At 68.9% G+C, this 17,916-nt stretch carries 14 protein-coding genes and 1 pseudogene; 7 read left to right on the top strand and 8 right to left on the bottom strand.

Going from position 1 to position 17,916, the window contains the following annotated elements; all coding sequences use genetic code 11:
* Positions 1–140 precede the first annotated feature (140 nt).
* The 6 genes from ABC319_RS02160 to dapA all read right to left on the bottom strand — a co-directional run bounded on the left by ABC319_RS02160 (position 141) and on the right by dapA (position 8,105).
* The gene (locus ABC319_RS02160) at positions 141–488 is read right to left on the bottom strand and encodes a response regulator (protein ID WP_413068654.1); all 348 of its coding nucleotides are present in this window, start codon (positions 486–488) and stop codon (positions 141–143) included.
* A 16-nt stretch (positions 489–504) separates the two neighbouring features.
* On the bottom strand, positions 505–2,901 hold the full coding sequence (locus ABC319_RS02155; RefSeq protein WP_413068653.1) for a hybrid sensor histidine kinase/response regulator: 2,397 nt from the start codon (positions 2,899–2,901) through the stop codon (positions 505–507).
* Positions 2,902–3,325: 424 nt separating this feature from the next.
* Positions 3,326–5,401: a M13 family metallopeptidase gene (locus tag ABC319_RS02150; protein ID WP_413068652.1), complete on the bottom strand. Its 2,076-nt coding sequence runs from the start codon at positions 5,399–5,401 to the stop codon at positions 3,326–3,328.
* 120 nt (positions 5,402–5,521) lie between these two features.
* Entirely contained in the window at positions 5,522–6,109 is a 588-nt protein-coding gene (locus tag ABC319_RS02145; protein ID WP_413068651.1) for a DUF2062 domain-containing protein, read from the bottom strand.
* A complete protein-coding gene (gene smpB, locus ABC319_RS02140) occupies positions 6,109–6,591 on the bottom strand; it encodes an SsrA-binding protein SmpB (RefSeq protein ID WP_413068650.1) in 483 nt (160 codons plus the stop codon). Before smpB ends, ABC319_RS02145 begins: the two co-directional genes overlap by 1 nt.
* A 629-nt stretch (positions 6,592–7,220) precedes the next feature.
* Positions 7,221–8,105 (bottom strand): 4-hydroxy-tetrahydrodipicolinate synthase, encoded by an 885-nt coding sequence (gene dapA / locus ABC319_RS02135; protein WP_413068649.1) that lies wholly within the window; start codon positions 8,103–8,105, stop codon positions 7,221–7,223.
* A gap of 77 nt (positions 8,106–8,182) precedes the next feature.
* On the opposite strand from dapA, the gene ABC319_RS02130 reads away from it, so the two are divergent.
* From ABC319_RS02130 to ABC319_RS02105, 6 genes and pseudogenes are all read left to right on the top strand, one after another.
* Positions 8,183–10,258 carry a lytic transglycosylase domain-containing protein gene (locus tag ABC319_RS02130; RefSeq protein ID WP_413068648.1) on the top strand — a complete coding sequence of 692 codons (2,076 nt, stop codon included), beginning with the start codon at positions 8,183–8,185 and terminating at the stop codon, positions 10,256–10,258.
* Positions 10,258–10,734, top strand: a pseudogene (locus ABC319_RS02125) (GreA/GreB family elongation factor); the annotation flags it as partial. The gene ABC319_RS02130 and the pseudogene ABC319_RS02125, both read left to right, overlap by 1 nt.
* Positions 10,735–11,022: 288 nt before the next feature.
* Positions 11,023–11,913: an NYN domain-containing protein gene (locus ABC319_RS02120; RefSeq protein ID WP_413068647.1), complete on the top strand. Its 891-nt coding sequence runs from the start codon at positions 11,023–11,025 to the stop codon at positions 11,911–11,913.
* Positions 11,914–11,964: 51 nt separating this feature from the next.
* Positions 11,965–12,537, top strand: coding sequence for a Uma2 family endonuclease (locus tag ABC319_RS02115; protein WP_413068646.1), 573 nt, complete (start codon positions 11,965–11,967; stop codon positions 12,535–12,537).
* Positions 12,538–12,746: 209 nt separating this feature from the next.
* A complete protein-coding gene (locus tag ABC319_RS02110) occupies positions 12,747–13,238 on the top strand; it encodes a hypothetical protein (RefSeq protein WP_413068645.1) in 492 nt (163 codons plus the stop codon).
* 138 nt (positions 13,239–13,376) lie between these two features.
* Entirely contained in the window at positions 13,377–13,841 is a 465-nt protein-coding gene (locus tag ABC319_RS02105) for a P-loop nucleotide/nucleoside kinase family protein (protein ID WP_413068644.1), read from the top strand.
* A 117-nt stretch (positions 13,842–13,958) separates the two neighbouring features.
* Here ABC319_RS02105 and ABC319_RS02100 read toward each other — a convergent pair whose 3' ends face one another.
* The gene (locus tag ABC319_RS02100) at positions 13,959–14,423 is read right to left on the bottom strand and encodes a GNAT family N-acetyltransferase (protein WP_413068643.1); all 465 of its coding nucleotides are present in this window, start codon (positions 14,421–14,423) and stop codon (positions 13,959–13,961) included.
* A gap of 178 nt (positions 14,424–14,601) precedes the next feature.
* On the bottom strand, positions 14,602–16,281 hold the full coding sequence (gene ettA, locus ABC319_RS02095; RefSeq protein WP_413068642.1) for an energy-dependent translational throttle protein EttA: 1,680 nt from the start codon (positions 16,279–16,281) through the stop codon (positions 14,602–14,604).
* A gap of 168 nt (positions 16,282–16,449) precedes the next feature.
* Here ettA and ABC319_RS02090 point away from each other — a divergent pair, with 168 nt between their 5' ends.
* Positions 16,450–17,898 (top strand): M28 family peptidase, encoded by a 1,449-nt coding sequence (locus ABC319_RS02090; RefSeq protein ID WP_413068641.1) that lies wholly within the window; start codon positions 16,450–16,452, stop codon positions 17,896–17,898.
* Positions 17,899–17,916: the final 18 nt, after the last annotated feature.

The following is a 17,916-nucleotide window of genomic DNA, read 5'->3' as shown; positions in this document are numbered from 1 at the left end:
CCAGCCTGAACGAACCACACTCTCGCTGTGCCGTCACGGGCTCCTGCCTGCGCAGGAACACGGGATCGACTATCGCCGCGGTCTCGCCCTACCCTGCACTGCCCCGACCGCGCCCATTCTGGCCCGACCCCGGCACCGGATCACAACGCCGCCAGCGCCTTCGCCACGCCGTCCATCGTGAACGGCTTCTGCAGCACCGGGCGATCGCGGAAGCGCTCGTCGACGCTGTCGTCGCTGCCGCCGGTCGCGAACACGAAGGGGACACCCGCATCGGCCAGCGCCTGTGCCACCGGCGTGCTCTTCTCGCCGCCGCGCAGGTTCAGGTCCAGGATGGCGGCATCGATACCGCCCTGGCTCACCCGTTCCAGCGCACCGGCGACGGTGTCGGCATTGCCGGCGACGTTCTGGTCGAGGATCTCGAGGAAATCCTCGAGCATCATCGCGATCAGCGGCTCGTCCTCGACGATCAGGATGTTCTTGGCGGTCATCGTGTCCGCCTTTGCCTCAATCGGAACGGTCTGGCAACGGTGCCGCTTCGCCCGCCATCCGCGCCGCATCGGCCAGCTGCTGGACCGAGAAGGGCTTGGGAAGGAAGGCGACATTGTCCAGATCGATCGATCGGCGCAATTGCTCCTCGGCGTACCCCGACATGAACAGAACGGGAAGATCGGGGTAACGCTCGCGCACCTTCCTGACCATCGTCGGCCCGTCCATCGTCGGCATCACCACGTCGCTGATCAGCAGGTCCGGCCGCGCCGCCGTTTCGATCAGTTCCAGCGCCGCCTCGCCATTCTCGGCGGTCAGCACGGTATAGCCCTGCCGGGTCAGCGCCCGCTCGGCCACCGCGCGCACCATGTCCTCATCCTCGACCAGCAGGATCGTGCCCTGTCCCCAGGCGGGATTCGATCGTTCGGCCGGCTTCGGCGCGGCGCGCATCACCGGCACGGGGCTGGCGGCATGGACCGGCAGGTACATCGTGAACGTCGCGCCCTTACCCGGCCGGCTGTCGGCGAAGATCCAACCGCCCGATTGCTTGACGATGCCGTACACCGTCGACAGGCCCAGGCCGGTGCCCTTGCCCGTCTCCTTGGTGGTGAAGAACGGCTCGAAGATCTTGGGCAGCACGTCGGCCGGGATGCCGGTGCCCGTGTCGCTCACCGACAGTGCGGTATAGTCGGCGACGGGCAGGATGTCGTTCTTCATCGCCCGCACCTCGGCGGCGGTGACCGACCGGGTCTGGATGGTCAGCGTGCCGCCGCCGTTCGGGTTCGCGGTCAGCATCGCATCGCGTGCATTGACGGCCAGGTTGACCACCACCTGCTCCAGCTGGCCCGGGTCGGCACGCACCGGCCCCAGCCCGCGGCCGTGCGTCACGTCCAGCCGCACCGTCTCGCCCATCAGCCGCTTCAGCAGCGTCGATACCTCCGACACCACGTCGGGCAGCTGCAGGATCTGCGGGCGCAGCGTCTGCTGCCGCGAAAACGCGAGCAGCTGGCGGGTCAGGCTGGCCGCGCGGTTCGAATTGGTGCGGATCTGCTGGATGTCGTCGTAATCGCTGTCGCCCGGTGAGTGGCGCATCAGCATCAGGTCGCAATGCCCCAGGATCGCGGTCAGGATGTTGTTGAAATCGTGCGCGACGCCCCCGGCCAGCTGGCCGACCGCCTGCATCTTGGTCGCCTGCGCCACCTCGCGCTTCAGCCGCGTCTCCTCGGAATTGTTCTTCAGGCTCAGCAGCACCGCCGCATCGCCCAGCCCGCGGGCATTGGCGATGGTCAGCGCGACCGTCTCGTCCGGATGGTCCTTCAGCCGCACCGCCATGTCGGCCGAATGCGTCGCGCCGCCGGCGAAGCGGCGGATCGCATCGGCGACCGCGGTCTTGTCCTCGCGCACCACCAGATCGCCCGGATAGAGCGGCATCGCCCCCGGATCGACATCGGCGGCCCGCAGGAACGCATTGTTCATCTGGATCAGCCGCCCCTCGCGGTCGACGAGCGCCATGCCGAACGGCATCAGCCCCACGAACGAGCGGACATGCTCGGATCCCGATCCCCCCGCCGCCGCAACCGGCGCCGCCAGATCGTCGAGCAGCAGCACCATCAGCGGCGCATCCTCCGCCTCCAGGAACGGGATCTCGACGAAGCGCAGCGGCGGTCCGCGATCGCCCTCGCGCGCCAGCCTCAGCATGCCTTGCCCGTCGCCCGCGATCACCGTCGCCAGGTCGCGCCCGTCCAGCGATCCGCCCCCCTCGCCCAGCGCGCGGCGGGTCAGCCCCGGATCGGCGGCGATCACCGTCCCGTCATGCGCGACCAGCGCCGCCATCGCGCCGGCCCGGCCCAGCCGGTCGCCGATCGGCCCCGCGATCAGCTGGCGCAGCGATTCGAACGCGTCGCGCGACTGGCGGCTGCCCACCCGCCAGACCAGCATGTCCGCCTCGTCGCCGGCACGCGTCACGCTGACGTCGAGGCGCCCGTCCAGCCCCTCGATCGCCGCCGTCCCGTCGCGCCACGCGGTGCGCCCCGCCGCCGCCAGCGCGTCGACCGCGCCCGGCCCCAGCGGCAGGTCGGGCGGCGTCGGCAGGTCCGGGAACAGCAGCACGAACGCGTCGTTCGCGCAGACCAGCCGTCCGCCCCGGTCGGTCACCGCCACGGGATCGTCGTTGGCCGATGCGATCGCCCGCGACAGGTTCCAGTCGACCGCGCGGGTCGGCGGCGGCGCCACCGGGGCCAGCAGCCGCCACGCGATCGCCACGCCGCCCGCGACGATCCCCGCCGCCAGGAACCCCGCCGCCACCGTCCAGTCCCGCGCGAAGGTCAGGATCAGCGCCGCGGCCAGCAGGGCGGCGAGCCCCGCGACCAGCGCGGCGGTACGGACGGGCGACGTGCGTTGGGTAAGCGGCGACATGCCGCCCTCTTCGGGCCCATCCGCCGCCGCCGTCAAGCGCACGGCCGACACCTGCCCGACCCAGCCATCCGTTCACCGCGTTACCGGCAGATCGGCTCCGCCCGTTCGCGTTCCAACCTTCACCCGGGGTCGCGCTACGAGGCTATTCGACACGCTTGAGCTGCCACCTGCCCTCCCCGGCGAAGGCCGGGGTCCAGTGGGGATGGTCGTCATGGCACGCGCAACGTGCCTCGGCTTCGTCTCCCACCTGGGCCCCGGCCTTCGCCGGGGAGGTGCTTGGGTCTGTACGAACCATAACCTGCCGGCGCCGGAAACCGGAGGCGGCACTCGCCTCACGCCCGTGGCACCCACGCCGGTCGCCCCGCTCCGACGAAAAAGGGGCACCGCCACCGGCGCTGCCCCTCTCCGGTCCGTGGAAACCCGCTTACCAGACCTTGATGCGGTCCTTCGGCGCCAGATAGAACTTCTCGCCCGGCTTCACCCCGAACGCGTCGTACCACGCGTCCAGGTTGCGCACGACATAGGGGCGCCAGTTGCCCGGCGTGTGCGGATCGGTGGTGATCTGCTGCCGGATCGCCGCCTCGCGCGCCTTGTTCTGCCACACCTGGCCGAAGCCCAGGAAGAAGCGCTGGTCGCCGGTATAGCCGTCGATCACCGGCGCGGGCCTGCCGTTCAGCGAGATCTTGTAGGCGTCGTACGCCACGTTCACCCCGGCCAGGTCGGCCATGTTCTCGCCCAGCGTCAGCTCGCCGTTCACCTTCATACCCGGGATCGGCTCGTACGCGCCGTACTGCGCCACCACCCGGTCGGTATAGGTCTTGAACCGCTCGGCATCCTGCGGCGTCCACCATTCCACCAGATTGCCCTTGGGATCGAACTTGCGGCCCTGGTCGTCGAAATGGTGGCTGATCTCGTGCCCGATCACCGCGCCGATCGCGCCGTAGTTCACCGCCGGATCGGCGTTCGGGTCGAAGAAGGGCGGCTGCAGGATCGCCGCCGGGAACACGATCTCGTTCATCAGCGGGTTGGCATAGGCATTGACGGTCTGCGGCGTCATGAACCACTCGGTCCGGTCCACCGGCTTGCCGATCTTGGCCAGCTGGCGATTGTATTCGAACTCGGCCGAGCGGTCGGCATTGCCCAGCACGTCACCCGGCACCACCTTCAGCGCCGAATAGTCGCGCCACTTGTCGGGATAGCCGATCTTGGGCGTGAACGCCGCCAGCTTGGCGCGTGCCTTCACCTTCGTCTCGGGCGCCATCCACTCCAGATTGGCCAGCCGCTTGTCGTATGCCGCGATCAGGTTCTTCACCAGCTCGTCGGCCTTCGCCTTCGCCTCGGGCGGGAAGTAACGTTGCACATAGACCTGGCCCACCGCCTCGCCCAGGCTGGAATTGACCAGGTCGACGCCGCGCTTCCACCGGTCCTTCAGCTGCGGCGTATCGCTGAGCGCGGTGCCGTAGAAGGCGAAGTTCGCATCGACGAACGGCTTCGACAGCAGCGGCGCGGCATTGCTGATCTGGTGGAACGCCAGATAGTCGCGCCACGTCGCCATCGGCGTCGCCGCGACGATCTTCGCGGTACCGGTCAGCGCCGATGGCTGCGACGCGATGATCCGCGGCTGCCCGGCGACGCCCGCCGCCTTCAGGTACGCCGCCCAGTCGAACCCGGGCATCTTCGCCGACAGGTCACTCTCGGCGACCGGATTGTACAGCTTGTCGACCTGGCGCTGCTCGGCGCGGGTCCAGTGGACCTGCGCGATCTGCTTTTCCAGATCGAAGATGCGCTGCGCCGCCGCCTGCGCATCGGGGCGCCCGGCCAGCCGCAGCATCGTCGCGACATGCGCGACGTACTTGGTCCGGATGTCGGCGAACTTGGGATTGTCGACCAGATAATAATCCCGGTCCGGCAGACCCAGCCCGCCCTGCCCGGCATAGACCGAGTACAGGCTGTTGTCCTTCAGGTCCTGCTCCACGCCGATGCCGATCGGCGTGCTGATCCCGCGCCGGCCGAACTCGGCGAACATCGCCGCCAGCTGCGCCGGGGTCTTCACCGCGTCGATCCGCGCCAGATACGGCTTCAGCGGCGCAGCACCCGCCTTCTCGATCGCGGCATCGTCCATGAAGCTGGCATAGGTCGTGCCGATCTTCTCGCCGACGCTGCCCGGCGCGTTGCGGACCTTGGCCGAATCCTCGATCACCTGCCGGGTGCGCTGGTCCGACAGGTCGCGCAGCACGCCGAACCCGCCCCAGCTGGCCCGGTCGGCGGGGATCTGCGTCCGGTCCTGCCAGGCGCCGTTGACGAAGCGGTAGAAGTCGTCGCCCGGCTTCACCGACTTGTCCATGCCGGTCAGGTCGACGCCGAAATCGCCCAGCTGCGGCTTGCCGGGCGCCCGCGCGGCGGCGGCGGCGGGCGCCGCACCGGGTGCGGTCTGCGTCTGCGCGATGGCGGCGGAAGTGGCGGAGGCGAGCAGCAGGGCGGCGAACAGTCGCGTTGACATCATGTTTCCTTCAACGGATCGAATGATGCGCACTGATGTAACGTCGCAACACGCCCCGTCAAAGGGTCTGCGCCAAATGTAACGCGCTTGTCATGATCGGGCGTCGCGGAAACCGGCCGCTCAGCCCGCGATGGCGTCGTCCGTCCGCGCATGCCGGTGCCGCCACTTGCGCGCGATCCACAGCCGCCAGCCCAGCGCCGACAACGCATAGCCCAACACCGCCGCCACCCCGGTCAGCACCAGCAGCCCGAGCCCGAACGCCGGTCCCTTGTCCCACAGCCAGTGGAGGCAACTTGTCGCCCATTGCAGCCACCCGGTCGCCGCGTCCTGCACCGGCTGGCTCACCATCGGCACGTCGGTCCGCACCAGCCACGCCCCGATCTTGTAGGCCAGGAACCACAGCAGCGGCGTCGTCAGCGGATTGGTGATGAACGTCGTCAGCGCCGCGACCGGCACGTTGGCGCGGAACGGCAGCGCGAACATCGCCGCGATCGCGATCTGCGCGACCGGGAACAGGAACCCCGCGATCATGCCCAGCGCCACGCCGCGCGGCACCGACCGGCGGGTGAAGCGCCACAGCTCGGGCGCCAGTACCCGGTGCGCGACCGGGCGCAGCATCCGGTTCGATTCCATCGACTCGCGCGTCGGCAGGTTGCGCCGGCACCATGCGACGGACCGGTTCCACATGGTCGGCGCGGCCGACGCCATCAGCCGCGATCGCGCATGATGCGGCCGGCCTCGCGCTTCCACTCGCGCTCCTTGATGGCGGCGCGCTTGTCGTGATCCTTGCGGCCCTTGGCCAGTGCCAGCTCCACCTTCGCCCGTCCTCGCGAGTTGAAATAGACCGACAGCGGCACCAGGGTCATGCCCTCGCGCGCCACCGCGCCGTGCAGCTTGTTTATCTCGCGCTCATGAAGGAGCAATTTACGGGGGCGCTTCGCCTCGTGGTTGAACCGGTTGCCGTGGCTGAACTCGGGCACGTTGGCGTTGACCAGCCAGATCTGCGAATCGCGCACCTCGGCATAGCTCTCGGCGATCGATCCCTCGCCGAAGCGCAGCGACTTCACCTCGGTACCGGTCAGGGCGATCCCCGCCTCGTACACGGTGTCGATCGTGTACTCGAACCGCGCCTTGCGGTTCTCGGCGACGATCTTCTTCTTGTCGAAGGTGGCGGGTTTGGGACGGGACATGCGACCCGCGATGTAAGAGCGACAGGGCGCGCTGGGAAGCACCCGTGCGTCCGGCCCTTCACAATCCGCGGTGGGTGACCGCGCGGAACGACGGGCGGGACGGCTCCCGATCCCGGTGAGGCAAGGAACCGGCCCCGGCCGATCGGCGGGCAACCACTCCGTCCTCCCAGCGGGGGCGAGACCTCGGCGCAGTTCCCCCGACGCTCCTGTTCTTCGTCATCCCGGCGCACGCCGGGACCCACGGACACGGGACGATTCATAGCTTGGACGCTCGCGGAGAGATGGGTCCCGGCGTGCGCCGGGATGACGGAAGAGTTTTGCAGAGGTGTCAACCGCGCACGAAAGCAAAAGCAGCGACCGAGATCGGCAGGCGGCGTCTCGCCACCTCTTCCGGGCACGCTCCGGGCCACCCCTCCGACGCCGCCCGCGCCGTCCCGTTCGCGGCCGTCATCGGCAGCCGCAGGCGCACCGAAAGCCCAACCACACCCCCGTCATCCCCGCGAAAGCGGGGATCCAGACGCGCTCACGCCAGTGGCTCGATCCCGACCGTCAGCGCCGATGGATCCCCGCCTGCACGAGAGTGAAGCAACAGGCAGGTGAGAAGCCGGCCGCCCGTCCCCCAACGATCCCTATACCAGCCCCGCCGCCGCCAGCCCCGCATCCACCGCCGCCCGCGCCGTCTCGTTCGCCGGCGTCATCGGCAGTCGCAGGTGGCCCGGAAAGCCCGGGCGCACCCGTCCCAGCGCGTATTTCACCGGCCCCGGAGAGGCATCGACGAACATCGCGTCGTGCAGCGCATACAGCCGGTCGTGCAGCGCCAGCGCCGCGGCGGCGTCGCCCGCCGCGCAGGCCGCCTGGAACCCGGCGCACAGCCGCGGCGCGACGTTGGCCGTCACCGAGATGCATCCGGTACCGCCCATCGCGTTGTACGCCAGCGCCAGGTCGTCGTTGCCCGACAGCTGGACAAACCCGTCGCCCAGCGCCAGCCGGTGCTGGGTCACCCGCGCCAGCACGCCCGATGCATCCTTGATCGCGACGAACACGGCGGGAAACGCGCGGACGATGCCGATCACCGTCTGCGGCTGGATATCGGTCACGGTGCGGCCCGGCACGTTGTACAGGATGATCGGCAGCGGTGCGTCCGCACCCAGCGCCTCGAAATGGCGGAAGATGCCGTCCTGCGAGGGGCGGTTGTAATAGGGCGGCACCATCAGCGCCGCATCCGCCCCCGCCTCCTTGGCGGCGATCAGGTTGGCGGCGGCGACGCGGGTGTCGTTCGATCCGGCGCCGGCGATCACCGGCACGCGGCCGCGCACCTGGTCGGCGCACACCCGCACCACCTCGAAATGCTCGCGCTTGTCCAGCGTCGCCGCCTCGCCAGTCGTCCCGCACGCCACCACGGCCGACGATCCTTCCGCGATCTGCCATTCGACCAGGTCGCGGAACGCGCGCTCGTCGAAATCGCCGGCCGCGTCGAAGGGCGTCACCAGGGCGGGGATGGAACCGGAAAACATGAAGATGGCAGTCCTTCTGGCGGCGATCGCCGCATTTCGTTCAGGACAGATACTGGTGGCTGCCCTATCCTGTCCATATGATCGCACCGATGAAGTCCGGCGTGCTGCTCGCCCTGCTGGCGGGCACGTCCGCCCTCCCCGATGCCACCGCCCCCGCCCAGCAGGTGGCCGCCCCCCTCGATGGCTGGCTGACCCAGCTCGCCGGTCGCGTGCAGACGGGCACTGCGGCACCCGCCGGCACTCCCGCCAATCTCCTGCCGCAGGCGCCGGTCGTTGCCGCGCCCGTCAACAACGGTGCGATCGCCGCGACGATCGCGCAGTGGCGCGCCCTTCAGCAGACCGATGCGCTGCCGTTCGACAGCTACGCCAACTTCATCGCCCAGCATCCCGGCTGGCCGGGCGAGGCGGCGAACCGTCGCGCCGCGGAACGGCAGGCGGGGCTCGGCACCGGCACGCCGCAGAACGTCGCCACCTTCTTCCGCCGCTATCCGCCGACCACCGGCGCCGGCCGCGTGGCGCAGGCACGCGCGCTGCTCGCGACCGGCGACATGGCCGGCGCCAACGCCGCCGCCCGTGCCGCCTGGCGCAGCGGCACGCTGGCGACCGCGGACGAGAGCGCGGTGCTGACGAGCTTCCCCGCCGCGCTGACCCCCGCCGATCACGACGCGCGGATGGACGCGCTGCTGTGGCAGGGCAATACCGGCGGCGCGGCGCGCCAGTTGGTGCTGGTCAGCCCGGCGCAGCGCCCGATGTTCCAGGCCCGGCTCGCCTTCCGGACGAAGGCGCCCGATGCCGCGGCGCTGTCGGCGGCGACGCAGGCGCAGTTCGCCGGCGACCCCGGCTATATCGCCGATCGTGCGACGTGGATGCGCAACGCGCTCGATCCCTCGGTCCGCAGCTATCTCGCCCAGCCGCGCCGCCTCGCCAGCCTGCCCGGCAATGTCGAGAAATGGTACGAGGTGCTGCTCGTCAACGCCCGCGGCGCCGCGGCGGACAGCCAGTGGCAGCTCGCCTACGACATCGCCCGCCAGATCGACGACGCCTATCCGCCCGGCACCGACATCTCGAAAAAGCCCTACGGGGAGCGCGACGACTATACCTCGCTCGCCTGGCTCGCCGGCCAGACGGCGATGAAGCAGTTGAACCGCCCCGCCGACGCGATGGTGATGTTCGATCGCTACGCCCGCGCCATCCAGTCGCCGCAGACCCGCGCCAAGGGCTATTACTGGGCCGGCCGCGCGGCTGAGGCGGCGGGCAAGCCGGCGGAGGCCGCGACCTATTACGGCCAGGCATCCGGCTACCGCGACAGCTATTACGGCCAGCTCGCCGCGGAGCGGACCGGCCGGCCGCTGGTGGCGCCGCCGGCCGTGCCCGCCGTCGCCATGGCGGTCACCGCCGCCACCCGCGCCGCCTTCAACGCGCGCGAGGTGGTGCAGGCCGCCCGCTTCCTCGCCAATGTCGGCGACTGGCGCGACCAGACCGCCTTCGTCCGCCAGATCGCCGCCGACGCCACCAGCGACAGCGACCACCTGCTCGCCGCCGAACTGTCGCGCCAGATCGGCCGCCCCGACCTTGCCGTCATGGTCGGGCGCAGCGCGCTGGTGAACGGGCTCAGCGACTATTCCGCCGCCGGCTTCCCCACCGTCCCCGTTCCCGCCGGGTACGAGGGAAACTGGACGATCATCCACGCCATCGCCCGCCAGGAAAGCCAGTTCGACCGCGCCGCCGTCAGCAGCGCGGGCGCCCGCGGCCTGATGCAGCTGATGCCCGCCACCGCGCGCGAACAGGGCGGCAAGATCGGCCTGTCCTTCACCCCCGAACAGCTGTCGAGCGACCCGTTCATCTCGATCCAGCTCGGCTCCAGCTACTTCAACCGCGTCTATGCCAGCTACAACAGCTATCCGCTGACGATCGCCGCCTACAATGCCGGCGGCGGCAACGTGAACAAGTGGCTGCGCCAGTTCGGCGACCCGCGTACCGGCCAGATCGACATGGTCGACTGGGTCGAATCGATCCCGTTCGGCGAGACGCGCAACTACGTCCAGCGGGTGCTGGAGAACGCCGTCGTCTACGACCTGATGAACCCCCAGCGGTCGCGCAGCCAGGGCCAGGCGCGGCTCAGCTGGTATCTGGGCAAGAACCGTCCCGGCTGATGGAGCCCCGCCTCAACCTCATCACGCCCGCCGGCTACGCCGCGCTCCGCACCGAGTACGAACGCCTGTTCGCCACCGAGCGGCCCGCGCTGGTCGAGACGATCAGCTGGGCCGCGGGCAACGGCGACCGGTCGGAGAACGGCGACTATATCTACGGCCGCAAGCGCCTGCGCGAGATCGACCGCCGCCTCGGCTGGCTGTCGAAGCGCATGAAGGCCGCGCGCGTCGTCGATCCCGCCCGGCAGGAGGATCGCAGCCGCGCCTGGTTCGGCGCCAGCGTGACGATCGCCGACGAGGACGACAATCACCGCACCCTGACGCTGGTCGGCGACGACGAGGCGGATGCCGGCACCGGCCGCATCGGCTGGAGCGCGCCGCTCGCCCGCGCGCTGCGCGGTGCCGCGATCGGCGATTGCCGCCGCGTCGTCCTGCCCGCCGGCGAGCGCGAGTATGAGGTGATCGCCCTCTCCTATCCGCAGAACCCTGAGGAACGCGGCGCCCCTGCCGGCGGTTCTCTTCGCCACAAGGAGATGGACATGGCCGAGAACCCCCGCACCGACGCCGCCCGCGACACCGACGATCGCGACATGATCAACAACATCACCGCCGATGCCGCCGCCGGCCTGTCGCCCGCCGCCTCTGCCGGCCTCCTCGCCGATCTCGAATCCCACGCCGACCTCGACGAGGCGGATGAGCCGAACGATCGCGACGCGCCGCGCTAACCCCATTGCCATCCCGTCGTCCGGCGGCGCACAAGCGGCGCGATGGATACCACCCCCACCCGCAACGTCGCCCTGCTGATCGACGCCGACAACGCCTCCGCCGCCACGCTCGACCCGGTGCTGACCGTGCTGGCCGAACTCGGCACGGTCAACATCCGCCGCGTCTACGGCAACTGGACCAAGCCGGGGCTGAAGAGCTGGGGCGAGATGACGGTCCGCCACGGCATCGAACCGCAGCAGCAGTTCGACCTGACCAAGGGCAAGAACGCCACGGACATGAAGATGACGATCGACGCGATGGACCTGCTGTTCCGCGGCAAGGTCGAGGCGTTCGGCATCATGTCGTCCGATTCGGACTTCATGCCGCTGGCGATGCGCATCCGGCAGGAGGGGATCCCCGTCTACGGCTTCGGCACCAGTCGCACGCCCGAGGGGTTCCGCCGCGCCTGCACCCGCTTCATCGACGTCGCCGCCATCTCCGCCGATGTGCCGGTCTCCGCGCCCGCTCCCGCCCGCGGCCGCCGCGGCGCCGCGGCGAAGCCCGCCGCCGACGCACCGGCCGCACCGACGCCTGCCGCGCCGCCCACCGCCGCCCAGCCGGCGACGGCCCAGCCCGCACCGGCCCAGCCCGCAGGCGACATGTCGATCGCCGATTCGCTCCCCCCCTCGATCGCCGCCTCGCGCCCGATGAAGCCCAAGGCGCCGGTCGACAACGAGCTACTCCAGCTCCTGATCGACGCCTATGACGCATCGAAGCGCGACGAAAAGGGCTTCGTCAGCCTGTCGGCAATGGGCCAGCTCGCCGCCAACCGCTCCAGCTTCGACGTCCGCAACTATGGCTACAAGCGCCTGTCCGACCTGATCGGCGCCGTCCCCAATTTCCAGGCCGAGGTGCGCGAGGGCGGCCGGTCGTTCGTGAAGCGGGTGCGCTAGGATCGCGGCGGCCCATGTCGCCGGCCCGGCAGATATGATAGGCAGGGCGCCATGACGGAGATGGCGCCCCTCACCGACGTTCCGCTGCCGGTGAAGCTGCGCGTCGAGGACTATCTGATGCTCGACGATGCCGGCGCCTTCGATGCCTATGGCAAGACCGAACTGCTCGACGGGGAGGTCGTGTACATGAACGCGCAGCACCGGCCGCACGCGCGGATCAAGTCGCGTCTTCACGTCCTTGTCGCCACCGCCCTTCGCGACGTCGCAGGCACCTTCGAGGCATTGGTCGAGGGGTCCGTATCGATGCCACCCCACAACGTGCCCGAACCCGATATCGCGATCACCGCCGAACCGGAAGGCGAAGGCCTGATCCCCCTCGCCTCGCTGGCGCTGGTGATCGAAGTCGCCGACACCACGCTGCGCAACGATCTCGGCCGCAAGTGCCGCATCTATGCCAGCGAGGGCGTACCCGAATACTGGGTCGTCGATATCCGCGCGGCGGCGATCCACCAGCTTTGGGCGCCCGAAGGAGACACGTTCGGCCAATCCCGTCAGGTCCCTTTCGGAGACCGCATCCACGCCGCCACGATCGCCGGACTGACCGTGGACACCGCCGGCCTGTAAAGACGGCTGCGACCTCCGCAACAGGACCTCCGGATGATGATCCACCCGGCACCAAACCACGCCCGAAGACGCCTGTTGCGAACCGGCGCCGTGTGCCGTTCAGGTCTCGCCTGCCGAAGATGTCCCGACTTGGACGGTAAATCGCGAATGGCGCTTCTTTCGACCTGACAGCATAGTTGCACACGATAGCAGCTGAAGGGGCGACGATCATGCTGACGTTGATGCTCATGCTCGCGACACCGGCCTACACCGTGCCGCCGGGCCTGGCGGTCGTGGCGGGCATGGAAGGTTGCTGGCGCGTAAGCGGGCAGGTTCAGGGCAAGGACTCGCCGTCGATCGCGCGGGGCGAGTGGCATCTGGGCCGCCGCTATTTCACCCTGCACCTGCGCGCCACCGGATCGGACCCGTACGAGGCGGCAATCACCTATGGCGCGGGTGAAAAGCCCCGGGCGATCGGGTCGGTATTCTCCGACAGCTTCGGTGGCCTGTACGAACCGTCGCTGGGTCTCGGCGAGCTGGAACCGGGCGGGTTCGTGCAACGCTACCGCTTCCCGGATGCGACCTATGTCAATCGGTTCAGCCGCTCCGGCACCGGCTGGCGCTGGACCATCACCGAGGAGACGAAGGACAAGCCGCCGTCGGTCTTTGCGGACTATCACCTGCGCCCGGCTTCATGCCGCGGCATGACGTTCGACTACTGAGGTCTTGGGCTCACGCGCCGTTCCGCGAAGGAACAGCCGTGAGGCGGCCGGGTTTTCCCCTCGGGATCGAATGATGAAACTCGCTGGCAGTGGACCTTGGCTGCTATCGATGCACCCGAGTGACGGCAGGGAGTGGGAATGGCTACGGCTCACCTCGTGTTCGGCTTCTTGGGGTCGGGGAAAACGACGCTGGCCAAGCGTCTTGAGCTTCAACATGGCGCCGTCCGTTTCACGCCTGACGAATGGATGGCACGCCTGTTTGGTGAAGACCCGCCCGCCGACACGTTCCAGCATAGGGCCGCGGCCATTCTCGATGTCATGCAGCCTGTCTGGGCTCGTTGCCTCTCGCTGGGGCTCGACGTTGTTCTCGATTATGGTTTCTGGTCTCGGGCGGAACGGGATCGCGTGCGCGCCATGGTCGCCAACACAGGGGCAACCTCTATGTTGTGGGCTGTAAGCTGCGCCGACGGCGAGGCCCGGAGGCGCATTGCCCTGAGGAACGAGGCCGCTCAGCGAAGCCTGTATATCGCACCGGCCACCTTCGACCTGCTCAAGGCGCGGGTTGAGCCGCTGGACGTGGACGAGCCGCACACGACAGTTTGAGCATATCCGGGCTGTTTCCCCGAACGGAAATGGTTGATCGGGAAAGCGGCCGCCGCGCACCGGTCGCTCGTAGGGCGATCACGACGGTTCGACATGGTCGGAAACCGCTCTGGTGGATCAAAGGTGAAGGCCGAGGAAGGACGCCCCTTCCACCGGGTTGAAAGAGATCGGCTCGGCTGGAACGAAGCCGAGATCTGCATAGAGCTTTCGTGCGGAAAGAAACTTGGCCTGCACATCAAGTCGCATCTCGCGATAGCCGGCGGCACGGGCCTCCGCGATCAGATGTTCCGCCAGCGCGCGACCAAGGTGTTTGCCCCGCGCGGCGGGCCGGACATACAGCCGTTTCATCTCGCATATGGCAGCGGACACGTGGCGCATCGCGATGCATCCCTCGATCACGTCCCCGGCATCTGCCAGTAGAACGCAGTCTCCGGGTGCGGCATACTTCTCCGCGAAGGTGGCAAACTCGACTTCATTGTTCTGATAATCGAGATTGACCGGAGAGTTCGCTATGAACTCCCGCCAGATGCTCAGCACGGTTGGGCCGTCAGTGGGAAACGCGGCTTTCCTGATGATCGTCATGAGACGACGACCTCGCCGCGGATCATGGCGGCAATAGGGACGCACTTTGGCAAGACCGGGCATGCGCGCGTGATCCAACCCAACCGACGCGCCTCGCCGGCACGACCGGGGTCCCGCTACCTGCAAGGCAGGCGAAGCCCCGGCACCCGCCCGCCCCGTCACCCGGAGCCGCCGTCCCTCACCGCGTCAACTTCTTGTACGCCAGCCGCGTCGGGCGATCGGCCGCATCGCCCATCCGCCGGCGCTTGTCCTCTTCGTACGACTCGTAATTGCCCTCGAACCACTCGACATGGCTGTCGCCCTCGAACGCCAGGATGTGCGTGCACAGCCGGTCGAGGAAGAAGCGATCGTGGCTGATGACCACGGCACAGCCGGCGAACGTCTCCAGCGCCTCTTCCAGCGCGCGCAGCGTCTCCACGTCCAGGTCATTGGTCGGCTCGTCGAGCAGCAGGACGTTGCCGCCCTCCTTCAGCATCTTGGCCATGTGCACGCGGTTGCGCTCGCCGCCGGACAGCTGGCCGACCTTCTTCTGCTGGTCGGGCCCGCGGAAGTTGAACGCGCCGACATAGGCGCGCGTGCCCAGCTCCTGCTTGCCGAAGCGGAACACCTCCAGCTCGTCGGAGATTTCCTGCCAGACGTTCTTGTCGGGATCCAGGTCGTCGCGGCTCTGGTCGACATAGCCGAGCTTCACCGTCGTCCCGACCTCGATCGTGCCGCTGTCGGGCTGTTCCTGCCCGGTGATCAGCTTGAACAGCGTCGACTTGCCGGCGCCGTTCGGCCCGATCACGCCGACGATCCCGCCCGGCGGCAGCATGAAGTCGAGATTGTCGAACAGCAGCTTGTCGCCATACGCCTTGGTCAGGCCCTTGGCCTCGATCACCTTCCCGCCCAGCCGCTCGGGCAGCTGGATCAGGATCTGCGCCTTGCCGGCGACGCGGCTCTCCTGCTTGGCCATCAGCTCGTCGAACGCGCGGATACGCGCCTTCGACTTGGTCTGGCGGGCCTTCGGGGTCTGGCGCATCCAGGCCAGCTCGTCGGCGATCGCCTTCTGCTTGCCGGCCTCCTCGCGCTCCTCCTGCTCCAGCCGCTTGGCCTTCTTCTCCAGATAGCCGGAATAGTTGCTTTCGTAGGTGTAGTAACGCCCGCGATCCAGCTCCAGCACCCAGTTGACGACATTGTCCAGGAAGTAGCGGTCGTGGGTGACGAGGATGACGTTGCCGGTATATTCCTTCAGATAGTTCTCCAGCCACGACACGCTTTCCGCGTCCAGATGGTTGGTCGGCTCGTCCAGCAGCAGGATGTCCGGCTTCTCCAGCAGCAGCTTGCACAGCGCCACGCGGCGCTTCTCGCCGCCCGACAGCTTCGTCACGTCGGCATCGCCCGGCGGGCAGCGCAGCGCTTCCATCGCCTGTTCCAGCTGGCTGTCCAGCGACCAGCCATCGACCGCGTCGATCGCGGCCTGCAGGTCGCCCATCTCCTCCATCAGCGCGTCGAAGTCGGTATCGTCCTTCGGATCGCCCATCTCGGCAGAGATCGCGTTGAACCGGTCGACCAGGTCCGCAACCGGGCGCACGCCGTCCTTGACGTTGCCCATCACGTCCTTCGATTCGTCCAGCCGCGGCTCCTGCGCCAGGTAACCGACGCGGATGCCCTCGGCCGCCCACGCCTCGCCGGTGAAGTCCGGATCCATGCCCGCCATGATCTTCATCAGCGTCGATTTGCCGGCGCCGTTCGGGCCGATGATCGCGATCTTCGCCGACGGGATGAACTGCAGGTGGATGTTGTTCAGGACGGGCTTGTTGGCGCCGGGGAAGGTCTTGGTCAGGCCCTTCATGACGTAGGTATACTGGACGGCCATCGCGGTGCCGGGCTCCATGGTTCGAATGACGGGAAACGTGGCCTCGCGAGATAGCGATGCCGGTCGTCCTTGGCAACGCGGGCGCCGATGCGATGCGTCGGTCGTTCGGGGTTGTGCGGGCTCGGCGGATCGTCCTACCCCTGCCGCCGTCACCCAAGGGGGAAGTTCATGATCCGCACCGCGTTCCTGCTGCTCGCCGCCACCGCCGCTCCCGCCGCCGCCCAGGCCCCTGCCGGCGCGACCCGGCCGCCGGAGGCGCCGCCGATCACCCGTCCGCGCGCCACGCCGCTCCCTGTCGCGGTCGATGCGAAGGTCGCGGCGCTGCGCGACAAGGCGCTGCAGGATGGCGTCGCCTGGGCGATCACCGAAGATCTGACGACCGAGATCGGCCCGCGCATGACCGGCGGCTCGCAACGCCAGGCGGCGGCCCGCGACTGGGCGGTGACCCGGCTGAAGGCACTCGGCTTCCGCAACGTCCGGATCGAGCCCTACACGCTCGCCAATGTGTGGGAGCGCGGGGTGGAGACGGCCGAGGTGGTCGGCGATCATGCCCAGCCGCTCCGCCTCACCGCGCTCGGCAATTCGGGCGCCACCCCCGCCGCCGGGCTGACCGCGCCGATCGCCTATTTCGCGAGCCTCAACGACCTGCTCCTCGCACCGGAGGGCAGCGTGCGCGGTCGCATCGTCTTCGTCTCGAACGTGATGGAGCCGACGCAGGACGGCTCCAGCTACGGCAGCGCCGGCGCGGCCCGCTTCGTCGGCCCCAACGTCGCCGCGCGCAAGGGCGCCGCCGCGATCGTCATCCGGTCGATCGGCACCGATCACGGTCGCGGGCCCCATGCCGGCGGTACCAACTTCGATGACAGCGTCGCTCCGATCCCCGCCGCCGCGCTGTCGGTCGCCGATGCCGAGAACCTCGAGCGGCTCGTCAAGCGTGGGTTGACGGTCAACGTACACTTGACGCTGACGCCGCGGTTCGTCGGTTCTCGCCAGTCCGGAAACGTGGTCGCGGAAGTACCGGGATCGGATCGGTCGGCGGGCGTCGTCCTGGTCGGCGGCCACCTCGACAGCTGGGATCTCGGCACCGGGGCGATCGACGATGCGTCTGGCCTCGGCATCACCACCGCCGCCGCCAAACTGGTCATGGACGCCGGCCGCCCGCGCCGTACGATCCGCGTCGTCTGGTTCGGCGATGAGGAGATCGGCGGTTTCGGCGGTCGTGCCTATGCGGCCGCCCATGCCGGCGAACGTCATGTAATCGCGACGGAAAGCGACTTCGGTGCCGATCGCGTCTGGCGGGTCGAGACCGACTTCGTCGGCCCGGCCTCGCCGATCGGCGACCGCCTCGCCGCCGCGCTCGCACCGCTCGGCATCGTCCGCGGAACCGGCGTCGCGGGCGGCGGTACCGATGTCGGCCCCGTGCTGGCGACCGGCGTGGCGGGGCTCGAACTGAACCAGTCAGGCCTGCGCTATTTCGACGTGCACCACACGCCCGAAGACACGCTGGACCGCATCGATCCGAAACAATTGCGCCAGAACGTAGCGGCTTGGACGACGATGCTGCAAATCGTCGCGAACGCGCCCGAAGACATTCCTTCCGTGCCGCCCCGCCCCTGATTTGCGACGAACTGCTGG

The sequence above is a fragment of the Sphingomonas phoenicis genome, assembly GCF_047238005.1.
Classification (GTDB): domain Bacteria; phylum Pseudomonadota; class Alphaproteobacteria; order Sphingomonadales; family Sphingomonadaceae; genus Sphingomonas.
Note: the sequence above shows the minus strand (reverse complement) of the source record. Positions and strands in the feature narration are given on the sequence as shown.